This window comes from Prauserella shujinwangii, from assembly GCF_003001955.1.
Classification (GTDB): Bacteria; Actinomycetota; Actinomycetes; order Mycobacteriales; family Pseudonocardiaceae; genus Qaidamihabitans; species Qaidamihabitans shujinwangii.
The window spans coordinates 183,702-197,455 of record NZ_PVNH01000012.1 but is presented as its reverse complement, the minus strand read 5'-3'; the positions used below and the strand labels follow the sequence as shown (position 1 = coordinate 197,455).

Annotated in this window: 13 protein-coding genes; 10 read left to right on the top strand and 3 right to left on the bottom strand. The window is 75.6% G+C overall.

The window, feature by feature from the left end; translation table 11 throughout:
* Positions 1–4: 4 nt before the first annotated feature.
* From B0I33_RS26615 to B0I33_RS26595, 5 genes are all read left to right on the top strand, one after another.
* A complete protein-coding gene (locus tag B0I33_RS26615) occupies positions 5–949 on the top strand; it encodes a hydroxymethylglutaryl-CoA lyase (RefSeq protein WP_106181638.1) in 945 nt (314 codons plus the stop codon).
* 167 nt (positions 950–1,116) lie between these two features.
* A complete protein-coding gene (locus tag B0I33_RS26610; protein ID WP_106181636.1) occupies positions 1,117–1,581 on the top strand; it encodes a YbaB/EbfC family nucleoid-associated protein in 465 nt (154 codons plus the stop codon).
* On the top strand, positions 1,563–1,901 hold the full coding sequence (locus tag B0I33_RS26605; protein WP_245901096.1) for a hypothetical protein: 339 nt from the start codon (positions 1,563–1,565) through the stop codon (positions 1,899–1,901). Before B0I33_RS26610 ends, B0I33_RS26605 begins: the two co-directional genes overlap by 19 nt.
* A 9-nt stretch (positions 1,902–1,910) precedes the next feature.
* Entirely contained in the window at positions 1,911–3,917 is a 2,007-nt protein-coding gene (locus tag B0I33_RS26600; RefSeq protein WP_106181634.1) for a TNT domain-containing protein, read from the top strand.
* On the top strand, positions 3,914–4,186 hold the full coding sequence (locus B0I33_RS26595) for a hypothetical protein (protein WP_106181633.1): 273 nt from the start codon (positions 3,914–3,916) through the stop codon (positions 4,184–4,186). Before B0I33_RS26600 ends, B0I33_RS26595 begins: the two co-directional genes overlap by 4 nt.
* Before the next feature lie 3 nt (positions 4,187–4,189).
* Here B0I33_RS26595 and hisN read toward each other — a convergent pair whose 3' ends face one another.
* A complete protein-coding gene (gene hisN / locus B0I33_RS26590) occupies positions 4,190–4,981 on the bottom strand; it encodes a histidinol-phosphatase (protein WP_106181631.1) in 792 nt (263 codons plus the stop codon).
* A gap of 9 nt (positions 4,982–4,990) precedes the next feature.
* Between hisN and B0I33_RS26585 the strand changes: the two genes are divergently transcribed.
* Positions 4,991–5,716 carry a response regulator transcription factor gene (locus B0I33_RS26585; RefSeq protein WP_106181630.1) on the top strand — a complete coding sequence of 242 codons (726 nt, stop codon included), beginning with the start codon at positions 4,991–4,993 and terminating at the stop codon, positions 5,714–5,716.
* A gap of 3 nt (positions 5,717–5,719) precedes the next feature.
* Positions 5,720–7,003, top strand: a complete 1,284-nt coding sequence (locus B0I33_RS26580) for an ATP-binding protein (RefSeq protein ID WP_106181628.1) — start codon at positions 5,720–5,722, stop codon at positions 7,001–7,003.
* A 4-nt stretch (positions 7,004–7,007) separates the two neighbouring features.
* Here the strand turns inward: B0I33_RS26580 and B0I33_RS26575 are convergent, their stop codons facing one another.
* Together B0I33_RS26575 and B0I33_RS26570 are read right to left on the bottom strand one after the other, a co-directional pair.
* A complete protein-coding gene (locus B0I33_RS26575; protein WP_106181626.1) occupies positions 7,008–7,553 on the bottom strand; it encodes a GtrA family protein in 546 nt (181 codons plus the stop codon).
* 135 nt (positions 7,554–7,688) lie between these two features.
* Positions 7,689–10,001, bottom strand: a complete 2,313-nt coding sequence (locus B0I33_RS26570) for a sigma-70 family RNA polymerase sigma factor (RefSeq protein WP_106181625.1) — start codon at positions 9,999–10,001, stop codon at positions 7,689–7,691.
* A 242-nt stretch (positions 10,002–10,243) separates the two neighbouring features.
* Here B0I33_RS26570 and B0I33_RS26565 point away from each other — a divergent pair, with 242 nt between their 5' ends.
* The 3 genes from B0I33_RS26565 to B0I33_RS26555 all read left to right on the top strand — a co-directional run bounded on the left by B0I33_RS26565 (position 10,244) and on the right by B0I33_RS26555 (position 13,750).
* On the top strand, positions 10,244–11,101 hold the full coding sequence (locus tag B0I33_RS26565) for a GGDEF domain-containing protein (protein WP_425440525.1): 858 nt from the start codon (positions 10,244–10,246) through the stop codon (positions 11,099–11,101).
* A gap of 119 nt (positions 11,102–11,220) precedes the next feature.
* Positions 11,221–12,561 (top strand): glycosyltransferase 87 family protein, encoded by a 1,341-nt coding sequence (locus tag B0I33_RS26560; RefSeq protein WP_106181623.1) that lies wholly within the window; start codon positions 11,221–11,223, stop codon positions 12,559–12,561.
* Positions 12,551–13,750, top strand: a complete 1,200-nt coding sequence (locus tag B0I33_RS26555) for a glycosyltransferase 87 family protein (protein ID WP_425440524.1) — start codon at positions 12,551–12,553, stop codon at positions 13,748–13,750. The genes B0I33_RS26560 and B0I33_RS26555 overlap by 11 nt, the downstream gene beginning before the upstream one ends.
* Positions 13,751–13,754 lie beyond the last annotated feature (4 nt).

Below are 13,754 nucleotides of genomic sequence, written 5' to 3'. Positions count from 1 at the left end.
TCGCATGGGTGCACGGGAACTCGGCCTGCCCGAGCGGGTGCCGTCGCGGGACGGCCTGCCGGAACGGGTGACGATCTGGGAGGTCGGCCCCCGCGACGGGCTGCAGAACGAGCAGGCCGTGGTGCCGGTGGAGGTCAAGCTCGAGTTCCTCGACCGGCTGGCCGCGGCGGGGCTCGGGGTGCTGGAGGCGACGAGCTTCGTGCACCCGAAGTGGGTGCCGCAGCTCGCCGACGCCGAGGAACTCCTCGGCAGGCTCGACCGGCGCCCCGGCGTGCGTTACCCGGTGCTCGTGCCGAACGAGCGCGGCCTCGACCGCGCCCTGGCCGCCGGGGTGCGGCACATCGCGGTGTTCGGCAGCGCCACCGAGACCTTCGCCCAGCGCAACCTGAACAGCACCGTGGACGGGCAGTTCGCGATGTTCGAGCCCGTGGTGGGCCGCGCGCGGGCCGAGGGACTCGAGGTGCGGGCCTACCTGTCCATGTGCTTCGGGGACCCGTGGGAGGGGCCCGTGCCCGCCGAGCAGGTGGTCCGCGTGGGCAGGCGGCTGCTGGACCTCGGCTGCTCCCAGCTGTCCCTCGGTGACACCGTCGGCGTGGCCACCGCGGGGCAGGTGGAGCGGCTGCTCGACCTGTTCACCGGGGCGGGGGTCGGCGTCGACGCGCTGGCCGTGCACTTCCACGACACGTACGGCCAGGCCCTGGCCAACACCCACGCCGCGCTGCGGAAGGGGGTGTCCACGGTGGACTCCTCGGCGGGTGGCCTCGGTGGCTGCCCCTACGCCGAGTCGGCCACCGGCAACCTCGCGACCGAGGACCTGGTGTGGCTGCTCGACGGGCTCGGCATCGAGCACGGGGCCGACCTCGGCGAGCTGGTGGCCGCGAGCCGGTGGATGGCGGAACGGCTGGGCAGGCCGAGCCCGTCCCGGGTGGTCCGGGCCCTCGGTGGCTGACCGCGGCGGTCAAGGAACGATCGCGGCGTGCCGATCTGTACCACGGCACCCCGCGGATGGTCCGCACCGCCGGAACCCGGGCACGGCCGGAACCGGGCGGGCCGCGCGTGCGTCGAATCCCAGCCGACCGCTGTACCGCAGAACACCGACGTCGGGGAGTGTGCGCTGTGACCGAGCATCGGGCCCAGGTCGACGAGTTGCTCGCCGACTACCGGCGCAGCAGGGAGCGGCTCGCCGCCGTCCAGCGGGAGCTGGCCACCGTCAGCGCGTCCGTGACCAGTGACGACGGCCTGGTCACCGCGACGGCGGGCGCCCGGGGCGTGCTCACCGGGCTGGTGATCGCCGACGAGGCCTACCGGCGCTACCGGCCGGCCGAGCTGTCCGCGCAGGTCGTGCGCACCGCGGGGGCCGCGGCGGTCCGGGCGCTCGCCGCGGCGGGGGAGGTGCTCGCCCCCGCGCTGCCCGCGGGCAGCGACCCGCAGGCCCTGCTGCTCGGCACCGCCGACCTCGGCGCGGCCGAGCTGGTCCCCGACCCGGTCGCGGCCAACGGCACCGCCGACACCGACGATGCCGACGAGAGCTTCGAGGACCAGAACTGGCTCGAGGACGCCGAGTGGCCGAGGCCGCGATGAGCGACGGGTTCGAGGTCGACGCCGATCGGCTCGGCAGGCACGCCGGGGAGTTCGAGGCGCTCGCCGAGCGCGCCGCGCGGGTGGCGGAGGAGCTGCGGCGGGCGCTCGACGCGACCGGTGAGCCGTGGGGCGCCGATGCCGTCGGGCGCAGCTTCGCCGCCGCGCACGCGGAACCCGCTGCCGGGGCGCTCGACCGCCTGCGGCGGCTGCCGGACGACCTGGCCGGGGTCGGTGAGCGGTTCACGGCCGCGGCCGCCGCCTACCGCGCGGGTGACGAGCGGGCCGTGTCGGACGTCACCGACGCGGGCCGGACCCGGTAGCGGGGCGCGATGGGGATCGAGCTGCCCGCGGAGCTGGCCGGCATCGCCGCGAAGGTGGGGGTGCGGTGGCCGGAGGCGGACGAGGACGCGCTGCGCGAGCAGGCCACGGCGTGGCGTACCGCGGAGCGGGAACTGACCGCCCTGGCGGCCGACGCCGACGGCGCGGCGAACGGCGCGCTCGCCGCGATGTCCGGTCCGGCCGCGGACCAGGCCAGACGGATGTGGTCGGGGTTCGTGGAGCCGGACAGCGGGCGGCTCACCACCGCGGCGCGCGACGCGGGACAGGCCGCGCAGCGTCTGGAGCACGCCGCCGAGCAGGTCGGCGCCGCCAAGGCCGAGCTGGTGCGCCAGCTCGTCGACGCGGCCAAGCACGCCGACGCCGCGACCGGGGCGGCGGACGCCGGCCATCCCGCCGCCCTGCTCGGGCTGGACACCGCGCTGCGCGGCACCGCGGCCAACGTCGGGGCGGTCACCGACGGTCTCGCGGACGCGGTCGGCCCCGGCGCGGGGCAGGGCGGTCCGCCGGGGGAGCTGGCCGGCACCCACCCCGGCGCGCGCACGGCGGACGGGCAGGCGGGGCTGCTGAGCGCGGTGACGGGCCTGCCCGGGGCGGTGGTCGAGGCCGCCCTCACCCCGGTGGAGACCGTCGGCGCCGAGGTGGGCATCCGGCCGGGGCTCGCGGAACCACCCGACGACGTGCGGATCGACGACGTGCCGCCGCGCGCGCCTGCCGTGCCCGGCGAGCCGCCCGCCGTGCCCCCGGTGGCCGCGCCGTTCCGGCCCGACCCGCTCCCGCTGCCGCCCGCCGCCGACGCCGACACGGGACCGATCCCGATCGGTCCCGGGGCCGTCACGCCCCCGCGTGGCGTCGCCGGGGGAGGGTTCGCCGACGCGCCGACCCCGCCGTCCGGCTTCTCGCTCCGCCCCGACGTGCCCACCCCGCCCGCGCAGACGAGCCTGTCCGGATTCACCGGGGGTCCCGCGCCGTCGGCGGCGGGCCCGCCGGGGCCCGGACCGGCCCCCGCGCCGCCACCCCCGCCGCCCGGAGCGCCGCCGGGGCCCCAGTTCGGGCCCGCGCCCGGCGGCTACGCGGGCGGCCCGGTGGGCGGGCCCGTCCCCGGAGCTCCACCCGGGGCCGCTGGGCCGCCGCCTGGCGGGTTCTCCGGACAGCCGCCGCCCCGAGCGGGCGGGGGTTTCGCCGCTGCTCCCCGCTGGGGTCCGCAGCCGGACCAGCCCGGCCAGTACGCGCCGCACGGCAGGCCGCCGGAACCGGTCCGGCCGCAGCCGCCCGCTGCGCCCGTGCCGCTCGGCTCGCCGAGGCAGGAGCGGGCGAGCATCATCGCCCTGTTCTGCGTGCACATGTTCCCGATCGGGCACCTGCCGGTGGCGACCGACCGCCCCGCCCGGCAGCTGCCCGCGCCGCCCGCGGACGTCGACTACGCGGCCGGGCTGCGGTTCCCGCCGCACGACCACCCCCGGTCCGACGTCCTCGATCCGGGGCACGCCCTGGCCTGGCTGCGCCACGGCTGGCGGCAGCCCGCGCCGCCCCCGGCCGAGGTGCTGCCGTGCCCGCCCGCGGCGCTGACCGAGGGCCACGACCCGCTCGGCGGCCTGTCCGAACGGGAGTGGGACCACCGCTACCTGGTGCATCCCGGGGAGCGGCCCGAGTACGCGTGGCCGCCGGGGGAGCGCTACCCCGAGGGCGGGTGCACCGAGGGGGAGCCGGTGCTGCTGCCGGAGGGGACCCTGCTCGACCGGTTCGGCACCGCGCACGGCCGGGTGTTCGCGGCCGACGGCACGCCGTTCGCGCGGCGCTCGCTGCCGCCGTCGCACCTGGCGGCGGGCTACCGGCGGTACCGGGTGCGGCGCGAGGTGCCGATGTGGCGCACCCTGTCGGCGGGCTGGTTCGGCCAGCCGGGGGGCGGTGAGCGGTTCCGGTCCGTCTACTCCGCCGCCGAGCTGGTGATCCTGGGCTACCTGGCGGATGTCACGTTCGAGGAGGTCGGACAGCGGTGAACACCGAGTCGATCGTGCGGTGGCTGGAAGCGGTCGGAGTGCCGCACGAGGTGGTGTCGGTCGGCAGCGAGGCGGACAACAGCTGGTGCCTGCTGCGCAACGAGGAGCCCACCGACGACGGCGAGGTGACGTGGGAGGTGTTCTGGCGGGAGCAGGGCAACCGCTACGACTGGGCCCGGTTCACCAACGAGCAGGTCGCCTGCCACTACCTGTTCGGCAGGCTCGCGTGGGCCCAGGTCGCGCGCGGCGCCGTCGGCGTGCTCCCCTGATCGTCAGCGCACGCGGAGCAGGGCGAGCGCGGCGTCGTGCACGTGGCCGTTGGTGGACAGCGCGGAGCCGCCGTCGAACCGCTCGGCGCCGGTGAGATCGGTGAACCGGCCCCCGGCCTCGGTCACCAGGACCTGCGCCGCCGCGACGTCCCACGAGTTCACGATCGGCTCGGCGGCGACGTCCAGCGCGCCCTCCGCGACCAGGCAGTGCTGCCAGAAGTCGCCGAACGCCCTGGTCTCCCAGCACGCGTCGGTGAAGGCCAGGTACGCCTCCCTGGAGTGGTACTCGGTCCACGAGCCCAGGTCGGTCGTGGAGGCGTAGGCGTCGGCCAGCGTCCGCACCCCGGACACCGACAGCCGGTGCTCGCCCGCGTCGTCGCGCACGAACGCGCCGCCACCCGCGCTCGCCCACCAGCGCCTGCCCAGCAGCGGGGCGCTCACCAGGCCGACCACGGGGGTGCCGTCCTCGACGAGCGCGATCAGCGTCGCCCACACCGGCGCGCCGCGCAGGAAGTTCTTCGTGCCGTCGATCGGGTCGAGCACCCACACCCGGCCGGGGGCCGCCGCGGCGCCGCCCCGTTCCTCACCCGCCACCGCGTCGCCGGGCCGCTCCGCCGCCAGCACCGTGCGGATCGCGTCCTCCACCGCCGTGTCCGCGTCGGTCACCGGCGTGCGGTCGGGCTTGCTGCTGACGTCGAGATCCAGGGCGCGGAACCGCGCCGTGGTGATCTTGTCCGCGGCGTCGGCGAGCCTGCCGGCCAGCGTGAGATCGGCACCGTAGGAGGACACGGTCACGATGTTTTCATGCCCTGCCACCGTAGAGTTGGCGAGGTGAGCACCGTCCTACTTGCCGAAGACGATCCCGCGATCGCGGAGCCGCTGTCCAGGGCGTTGCAGCGCGAGGGCTACGACGTCGAGATCGTCTCCGACGGGCCGGGGACGCTGGCGGCGTGTACCCAGCGGCGGGTGGACCTGCTGGTCCTCGACCTCGGCCTGCCCGGCATGGACGGACTGGAGGTCTGCCGCAGACTCCGGGCGGGCGGGGCCGAGATCCCGGTGCTCATGCTCACCGCGCGGACCGACGAGGTGGACTTCGTGGTCGGCCTCGACGCGGGCGCCGACGACTACGTGGCCAAGCCGTTCCGGCTGGCGGAACTGCTGGCGCGGATCCGGGCGCTGCTGCGCAGGCGGGTGCCGGAGGTGCTCGACGTGGGCGGGGTGCGGATGGACGTGGGAGCGCGGCTGGTCACGGTCGAGGGCCAGGAGGTCCCGCTGGCGAACAAGGAGTTCGAGCTGCTGCGCGTCCTGATGAGCCGGGCCGGGCACGTCGTCAGCCGGGACGAGATCCTGGCCGAGGTGTGGAACGACCTGGAGTCGAAGACCTCGAAGACCCTCGACATGCACATGTCGTGGCTGCGGCGCAAGCTCGCCATCGCCGTCGAGGAGGCCACGGGACAGGCCCCGAAACCCGGTGACGGCGAGCGCATCGCGACCGTGCGCGGCGTCGGGTTCCGCTTCAACACCGAGTGACCCGTGCGCCGCCGGATCCTGCTCGCCATCCTCCTCGCGGTCGCCGTCACGGGCACCGCGCTCGGGGTCCCGCTCGGGGTGACCGGGCTGCTGCTGGTGGAGAACCTGGCCCGCGAGGACCTGGCGTCCAACGCCCAGCGGATCGCCGCGATCCTGGACGACCAGCTCGCCGACTCCCGGCCGCTGGACCTGCAGCCGGTGCGCGCGGCCGTGCCCAGGGCGGGGGAGCTCGTCGTCCGGCGGCCCGGCGCCGAACCGCTGCGCTACGGCACCGACCCCGGCGACGACGTCGTCGTGGAGAGCGTGCCGATCGCGAAGGGCGGCACGGTGCAGCTCGCCATCCCGGCGACCCCGCTGCGGACCAGGCAGACCCAGGTGGCTGTGGCGGTGATGCTGCTCGTGGTGCTGTCCGTGGGCATCGGCACGATCGTGGCCACGGTCACCGCGCAGCGCCTGGCCCAGCCGCTCCGGCACGTCGCGGGCCGGGCCGCGCGGCTCGGCGGCGGCGACTTCCGGCCCGACCCGCGGCGCTACGGGGTCGGCGAGCTGGACATGGTCGCCGAGGCGCTCGACGCCTCCGGCACCGCGCTGGCGCAGCTCGTGCAGCGCGAGCGCCAGCTCGTCGGGGACGTCTCCCACCAGCTGCGGAGCAGGCTCACCGCGTTGCAGCTGCGGCTGGAGCCGCTGGCCGCGCATCCGGACCCGGATGTCGCCGAGGACGCCCAGGCCGCGCAGGAGCAGGCGGACCGGCTGGCCGAGGCGCTGGACGAGCTGCTGGCCGCCGCCCGCGCCGCCAGCGAGGTCGGTGCCGAACCGGTGGATCTCGCCGCCACGCTGCCCGAGATCGTCGAGGAGTGGCGGCAGCTGCTGCGGGCCGAGGGCCGGACGCTGCGGCTGCGGGTGGCCGGCGCGCCCATGGCCAGGGCCACGCCGGGCCGGTTGCGGGAGGTCGTCGGCGTGCTGCTGGACAACGCGCTGCGGCACGGCGCGGGCACCGTCACGGTCACCGCGTGGCGCCCGGACGCCGAGGGCACCGTGGTGATCGAGGTGAGCGACACCGGCGCCGGGATTCCCGACGACCTCGCCCCGCACATCTTCGACCGGGGCTTCTCCGGCGGCGGGTCCACGGGCGTCGGGCTGGCGCTGGCGCGCGCGCTGGCCGAGGCCGACGGCGGCAGGCTGGAGCTGTCGGTGAAGCGGCCCGCGACGTTCAGCCTGTTCCTGCGGGTGCCCACGGCCGCCGACGTGGCCGACGTGCGCTGGCCCGCCGAGCGGGTGCCGCGCTAGACCGTCAGGCCCGGTCGCCGGTGAGCGCGGGCTCGGGCTCCTCCTCGACCTCGTTGCGGCGCTGCCCCAGCTCGTCGGGGAACACCCACTTGCGCAGGCCCCAGAACCGGAACAGCATCGCCAGCAGCATGCCGACGATCGAGCCGCTGACGAAGTCGGCCGTCTCCTGGACCAGTAGCGACACGTTCGGCTGCTGCAGGTCGAGCACGTACCGGGACGCGTACAGCGGGATCAGGTTCACCACCAGCGCGCACCCGCTGATCAGGAAGAACAGCGCCGCCTCGTGGTACCGCTCGCGGCCGCCGCGGGTGCGGAACGACCACTCCCGGTTGAGCACGTACGACACGACCATCGCGACGATGATCGCGATGCCCTTCGCCGTGGTCGGCTTCGCCTCCAGCACGGTCAGCTTGAGCAGGTACCAGATGCCGTTGTCGACCAGGAACGTGGTGCCGCCGACGATCGCGAACTTCAGCAGTTCCCGGTGCCTGACCAGCAGCGCCCGCACGGGTGCGGGCACATGCGCGAGCACGGTTTCGACAACGGCCACGACGGCAGTCTACGCATCGGGCACCCGTCCGTGCCGCCAAAGGGGTGAACGACCTCACTCCGGCGACCGGCGGTGAATGGCACATCCCCTGCGTTCAGCGCAGGCGATGTGCCATTCACCGCCCGGGGCGGGGCGTCAGCCGAGCCAGGGCACCCAGTCCCACCACCGCGGGTCGTCGGGCTCGTGCCGGGCGGGCGGGGCCGGTGGCGACGGCCGCCCGCCGGACGTCTCCGGCTCGGTCCGCTCGCCGTCGCCGGGCCGCTCGGTGGGCAGCTCTCCGGGCGCCGTGGGGGCGGGCCGGTCCGGCGTGGTCGGCTCCGGCCGCCCGTGCTCGCCGGGGGTGCTGCCCGGCTCGTCCCCGGGCGGGGAACTCTCGCCGGTCCCGGTCGGTGTCGGCGTGGTCGTCGCGGTGGTCGGGGTCGTCACGGTCGCCGAGGCCGGGGGATCCGCCGGTTTCGGCCCGCCGGGGTCCGGCCAGCGGCACGACCAGGGGCGCAGGTACCAGCACTCGAACCGCACCGTCTTCGCCGCGCTCGCCGTGCCCAGCGTGGCCGTGACCGTCACGTCGTCCACGGGCCGGAACGTCTGCGGCACGCTGATCCAGAACCGCAGCTCCTCGCCGGGTTCGAGCGGGTCCCTGCTGGTGCACCGCATCGCGCCGGTGCCGGACCCGCAGTCGACCCGGTGCCCGCCGATCACCGGGTAGGCCTCGGTGTCCGTGCCGACCTCTGCCGTCCTCGGCTGCGTGCCGTCGTTGCGGACGACGACGCGCACGGTCCGGCTCCACGGGTGCCACGCGTTGGCGGCCTGCAGGAACACGTCGTCCCTGGCCGCCACGGCCACCGGCACGCGGATGGTCACCTCGACCGGGCTGCCGGAGCTCACCGTGCCGGTGACCTCGCCGGGCCGGGCGGTCTCGTCGGCGCGCAGCCGGAAGCGCAGCACCGCGGACTCCCCGGGACGCAGCCCTTCGGTGGTGCGGCAGGTCACGGTCCCGGTGCCGCCCGGGCAGTCGACCGTCTCGGCGACCGTCCCGGCCTGGCGCGGCGCTCCGGCCGGAGCGCCGCCGCCCCCGCCCGGTGGTCCCTCGGCGGACACACCCGCAGGCAGGTTCAGGGTGACGACCACCGGGTCGGAGGTGCTGCCGCCGCCGTTGCGGACGGTGATCGGCAGCTCGACCGTGCCCGCGCCGGGCACCAGTTCGATCCCGCCGGGCGGTCCCTCGGCGGTGACCTCCGGGGGCGCGGGCGGGGGCTGTTCCGGCGCGGGCGCCGGTGCGCCGGGTGCGGGCGGCGGTGGGGGCGGGGGCGCCGGTTCCGGCTGGGGTTCCGGCGCCGGTGGCTGCGGCTGCGGTTGTGGCTGTGGTTGTGGTTGCGGCTGGGGCTGCGGTCGCGGTGGTGGCTGCGGGTTCGCCGGTGCCTCCACCGCGGGCGGCGGTTGCTGGGCGGCGGGGATGCTCGGGGCGCCCCCGCCCGCGGTCAGCGCCACCGCGACGGCGGCGGCCATCGCCACCCCCGACGCGGCCACACCCACGAACTGCCGGGGACCGCCGGCCGCGGCACCGGCGGCCGCGCCCCCCGACGAGCCCGCCGCGGCACCGGCGGCGACCGCACCGGCCGTGGCGGCGGACGCCTTCCCCGCCCCCGCCGTGGCGAGGTAGCCGAGGGCGGCGCCGCCCAGCACGAGCGGGGCCACCACCGCGCGCAGGGCGCCGTTGACGTCGGCGAGCTCGGCCGCCAGGGCGCGGCACTGCGCGCAGTCGTCGAGGTGTGTCTCCACCTGCGCGCGTTCGCGCTTGGACAGCCCGTCGCGGGTCCACGCGCCGAGCCGGTCGGCCGTGGCGCGGCACCGCTCCGCGGCCGTCTCCGCGAGGTGCACCTGCAGATACGCCTGCCGCAGGCCCTCGCGGGCCCGGTAGGCGAGCGCGGAGACGCCGTTGGGCGTGAGCCCGAGGATCGGCGCGACCTCGGCGGGGGACTGCTGCTCGATCTCGGTGTGCCACAGGACGGCCTGCCAGCGCTCCGGCAGCCGCGCGAACGCCTTGGCCGCCATCGTGCGTTCCAGCCCCGCCACCGCCGTGTCGGAGAACGGCACGGTCAGCGCCTCGGCCGCCGCCCCGCCGACCGCGGTCATGTCCTCGTTGAGGTCGACGCGCTTGTCCTTGCGCGTCTTGTCGTAGGCGGTGTGCCGCAGCGCGGTCAGCAGGTACGCGCGGAACGCGCTGTCCGGCCCCTTGCCCGCGCGCAGGGTGTCGAGCACCTTCGCGAACGCCTCGGACACGAGGTCGTCCGCCTCGGCCGTCGACCTGGTGAGCTGCCGGGCGAGGTTGCCCGCGGCGGCGACGTGCCGCTCGTAGAGGGTGCCGTACGCCGTCAGGTCGCCGTTCCGCACCGCTGCGATCAGCTCGGCATCGCTGTTGCCGTCGGGATCGGCGGGAACGGTGGACACGGTTCTCCTCTCGCGGCGCCTCTCTCGACTGTCAAGAGGCCAGGCAGCGCCAAGTGTGACGCAGCGACTCGGGGCCGTCACCTCGCGGGTGAGCCGATGACCCGAAGGGCGCAGGCGGGTTCACCCGATGACCGGAAGTCCCGAACGCCGTCACAGGTGGCCGCCGCGCTCGTCCCCTCCTCGGTGAACGAGTCGCAGCGGGACAAGGGCGGTGGTCTGTGGACGGGCCGGTGAAGGGCGTGCTGCCCGACCCGGACGGCGAGCAGCCGGAGTACGGCAGCCGGTCGCTGCTGGAGCGAGCCGCGCGCGACCGCTCCCTGCGGGCGCTGCGCGCACGCTGGCGCACCGCGAGCCTCGCCTCCGGCTGGCGGTTCCCCGGCGACTGGGCGCTGCCCGAGGTGGACGTGGTGTGCGCGGCGGTGCTCGACGGCGGCGGCGCCGATCCGGCGCCCACCGCGCTGGCCGGGCTCGGCCGGGCGCGGGCCGGCGCGGGCGCCGGGCTGGCCGAGACGCTCGCCGACCTCGCCGCCCTGCACGCGGTGCTCGCCGACCCGCACGCGAAGGACGGGTTCGTCGCGCCGGACGTCGACGCCATCCCGGCCCGGTCGATCCGGGTGACGGCGGTGGCGTGGGCGGAGGTCGCACTGGACGGTGCGACCCGGGCCGAGGTGACCGATCCGCTGACCGGCCTGCCCACGATCGCCTACCTGCGGACCCGGCTCGGCGAGCTGTACCGGCAGGCGGCGCGGGACGGGCGGCCGGTGCCGGAGGCCCACGCGCTCGTCGTGGTCACCGTCGATCTCGGGGAGACCCCCGGCTGGAACCGGCTCACCGGCATGATCCTCGCCGCGGACGCGTTGCGGGAGACCTTCGACGGCGGGGAGAGCCTGGCCGCGCTCGGTGCGTCGGTGGTGGCGGCCGTGGTCGCGCGCGACGACGGCCTCGCCGGCAGGGCGGTGCTGCTGCGCCGGGCGCTGACCCGGCGGCTGCACGTCGACGCCGACCTGCGCGACGCGGGCACGCCCCGGATCCGGCTGGTGCGCCTGCCCACCGGTCACGACGAGGCGTGTGCCCTGCTCGACCGGCTGCGCCACACCTGAACGCCCTGGTCACCTCTCGTGAGTGAGAAACGTGGTTAGAACCACGTTTCTCACTCACGAGTCGTGACCAGGCAGGGGGCTTGCGGCGGGGCTCGTCCGGTTCATGATTTCCTGGTCCGGTGAGCCACACCCTGCCCAGAACACCGCCCGGTGAGCCGTCCTCGCCGGTGCCGCCGCGCCTTTCGCTGCGGGAGTCGTTCGGCAGGCTGTCGGTTCGCCCGCGCTCGATCGCGCTGCTGGCGGCCGCCCCGGCGGTGTTCGTGCTCGCCGGGGTGCTCGGCTGGGCCTTCGACTGGCACCTCGGGGTCGACAGTGCCGTCTACCGGGCCGGCGCGGTGACCCTGCTCAGCGGCGACCCGCTGTACGAGGGCACGACGCTGTGGCCCGAGCCGTTCTGGGCGCTGCTGCCGTTCACCTACCCGCCCGCCGCGGCGCTGCTGTTCGTGCCGCTGGCCGTGCTGCCCGTCCAGGTCGCGTGGGGTGTGCTCGCGGCCGTGTCGATCCTGGCGATGGCGCTCGTGATCCGCGTGACGATCGGCGTGCTGCCGATCCGCTCCGGCGAGCTGCCGCGCTGGACCACACCCGCCCGCGCCACCCTGGTGTTCTCCGTCGTCTTCCTCGCTCTCGAACCCGTCTGGCGCACCCTGTTCCTGGGGCAGATCAACCTGGTGTTGATGGCGTTGATCGTGGTGGATGTGCTGGTGTTGTCGGTTCGGGGGAGCCGGTGGGGTGGGGTGCTGGTGGGGGTGGCGTCGGCGGTGAAGTTGACGCCGTTGATTTTCGTGCCGCATTTGGTGTTCACGGGCCGGTGGCGGGAGGCGGTGCGGGCGGTGGGGACGTTCGCGGGGTTGCAGGCGCTGATGTTCCTGCTGGCGCCCGGCGACGCCGTCCGGTTCTGGACCCACACGATCTCCGAGCAGGGCCGCATCGGCCCGATGCACTGGGCGGGCAACCAGTCCCTGAACGGGCTGCTCAACCGCGTCACCGACCTGGCGCCGTGGGCGACGCTGGCCGCGTACGGGATCGGCGCGTTGCTGGCCCCGGCCGCGATCTGGCTGATGCTGCGCTTCCACCGGCGCGGGCAGGCGCTCCCCGCGCTGCTGGTCACCGCGTTCTACGGGCTGCTCGTCTCGCCGGTGTCGTGGTCGCACCACTGGGTGTGGTGCGTGCCGCTCATCGTGCTGCTCGTGTCGCGGCTGCCGGAGACCACCCCGGCGACGGCGTGGCGGCGCTGGCTGTCGGCCGGCGCGGTGATCGTCGTGTTCGTCAGCTGCGTGCTGCTCGTGTTGCCCAACGGCCGCAACCTCGAACTGCACTGGGAGTTCTGGCAGTTCGTCGCGGGCAGCGCCTACCTGCTGGTGCCGCCCGCGCTCGCCGTGGTTCTCGCCGGTCGCTGGCTGTGGCGGCGGCGCGCCCGCACGGAACCGGGGGACGATGTCGACGCGGCCGCTGCCCACTGACCATCCGCCGCGTGCCGGCGCGTCCCGTCGCGGGTCGTCCGGAGGTCTCGCCGTGGGCGGGCTGGTCGCGCTCGCGCTGGCGCTCGGCGTGGTGGCGTGGCTCGCCGGATGGCGGCTCGGGGCGGACAGCGCGGTGTACCGCGCGGGCGCGCTGACCTTCCTGCACGGCGACCCCGTCTACACCGACCTGCGGCTGGGGACACTGCCGGACTGGGTGTCGCTGCCGTTCACCTACCCGCCCGCCGCCGTGCTGCTGTTCCTGCCGCTGGCCGCCCTGCCCCCGGGTCTGGTGTGGGGCGTGCTGCTGGCGGGATCCGTGCTCGCGCTCGCGGTGGTGGTCCGCACGCTGCTCGGGACGGGCCCGGACCGCCCCGCGGGGGCGCTGCTGCTGCCGGGGCTGACGCTGGCCGCGCTGCTGCTGGAGCCGGTGTGGAAGACGCTGTTCCTGGGGCAGATCAACCTGGTGTTGATGGCGTTGATCGTGGTGGATGTGCTGGTGTTGTCGGTTCGGGGGAGCCGGTGGGGTGGGGTGCTGGTGGGGGTGGCGTCGGCGGTGAAGTTGACGCCGTTGATTTTCGTGCCGCATTTGGTGTTCACGGGCCGGTGGCGGGAGGCGGTGCGGGCGGTGGGGACGTTCGCGGGGTTGCAGGCGCTGATGTTCCTGCTCATGCCGGGTGACGCCGCGCGCTACTGGACGCAGTACGCGCTCGATCCGGACCGGGTCGGGGCCGTGCACTGGATCTTCAACCAGTCCCTGAGCGGGCTGGTCAACCGAGCCAGCCAGGTGGCGCCGTGGTCGCCGCTCGCTGCCCTCGCCGCCGGGATCGTGCTCGCGGTGCCCGCCGTGTGGCTCGTGGTCCGGCTGCACCGCCGGGGCGACGCCGCCGGTGCGCTGCTGGTCACCGCCTGCTACGCGCTGCTGTTGTCGCCGGTGTCGTGGTCGCACCACTGGGTGTGGTGCGTGCCGCTCGCCGTGCTGTTGCTGGTACGCGGCCGCCACGCGCTGGCGGCCGCGGTCACCGTGCTCTTCCTCTCCGCGATCATCATGTGGGTGCCCAACGGCGGCGACGCCGAGTTCCGCTGGGGACCCGTCGCGTTCGCGCTGGGCAACAGCTACGTGCTCGGCGCCACAGCCGCGCTGCTGGCGCTGGCCGCCCGCGAATGGCGCCGGGGCAGGCAGCTAGTCTGAGTGC

Coding starts and splice junctions, on each gene's coding strand:
- B0I33_RS26585 (WP_106181630.1), top strand. CDS start 4,991: ATGCCCTGCCACCGTAGAGTTGGCGAGGTGAGCACCGTCCTACTTGCC.
- B0I33_RS26615 (WP_106181638.1), top strand. CDS start 5: ATGGGTGCACGGGAACTCGGCCTGCCCGAGCGGGTGCCGTCGCGGGAC.
- B0I33_RS26600 (WP_106181634.1), top strand. CDS start 1,911: ATGGGGATCGAGCTGCCCGCGGAGCTGGCCGGCATCGCCGCGAAGGTG.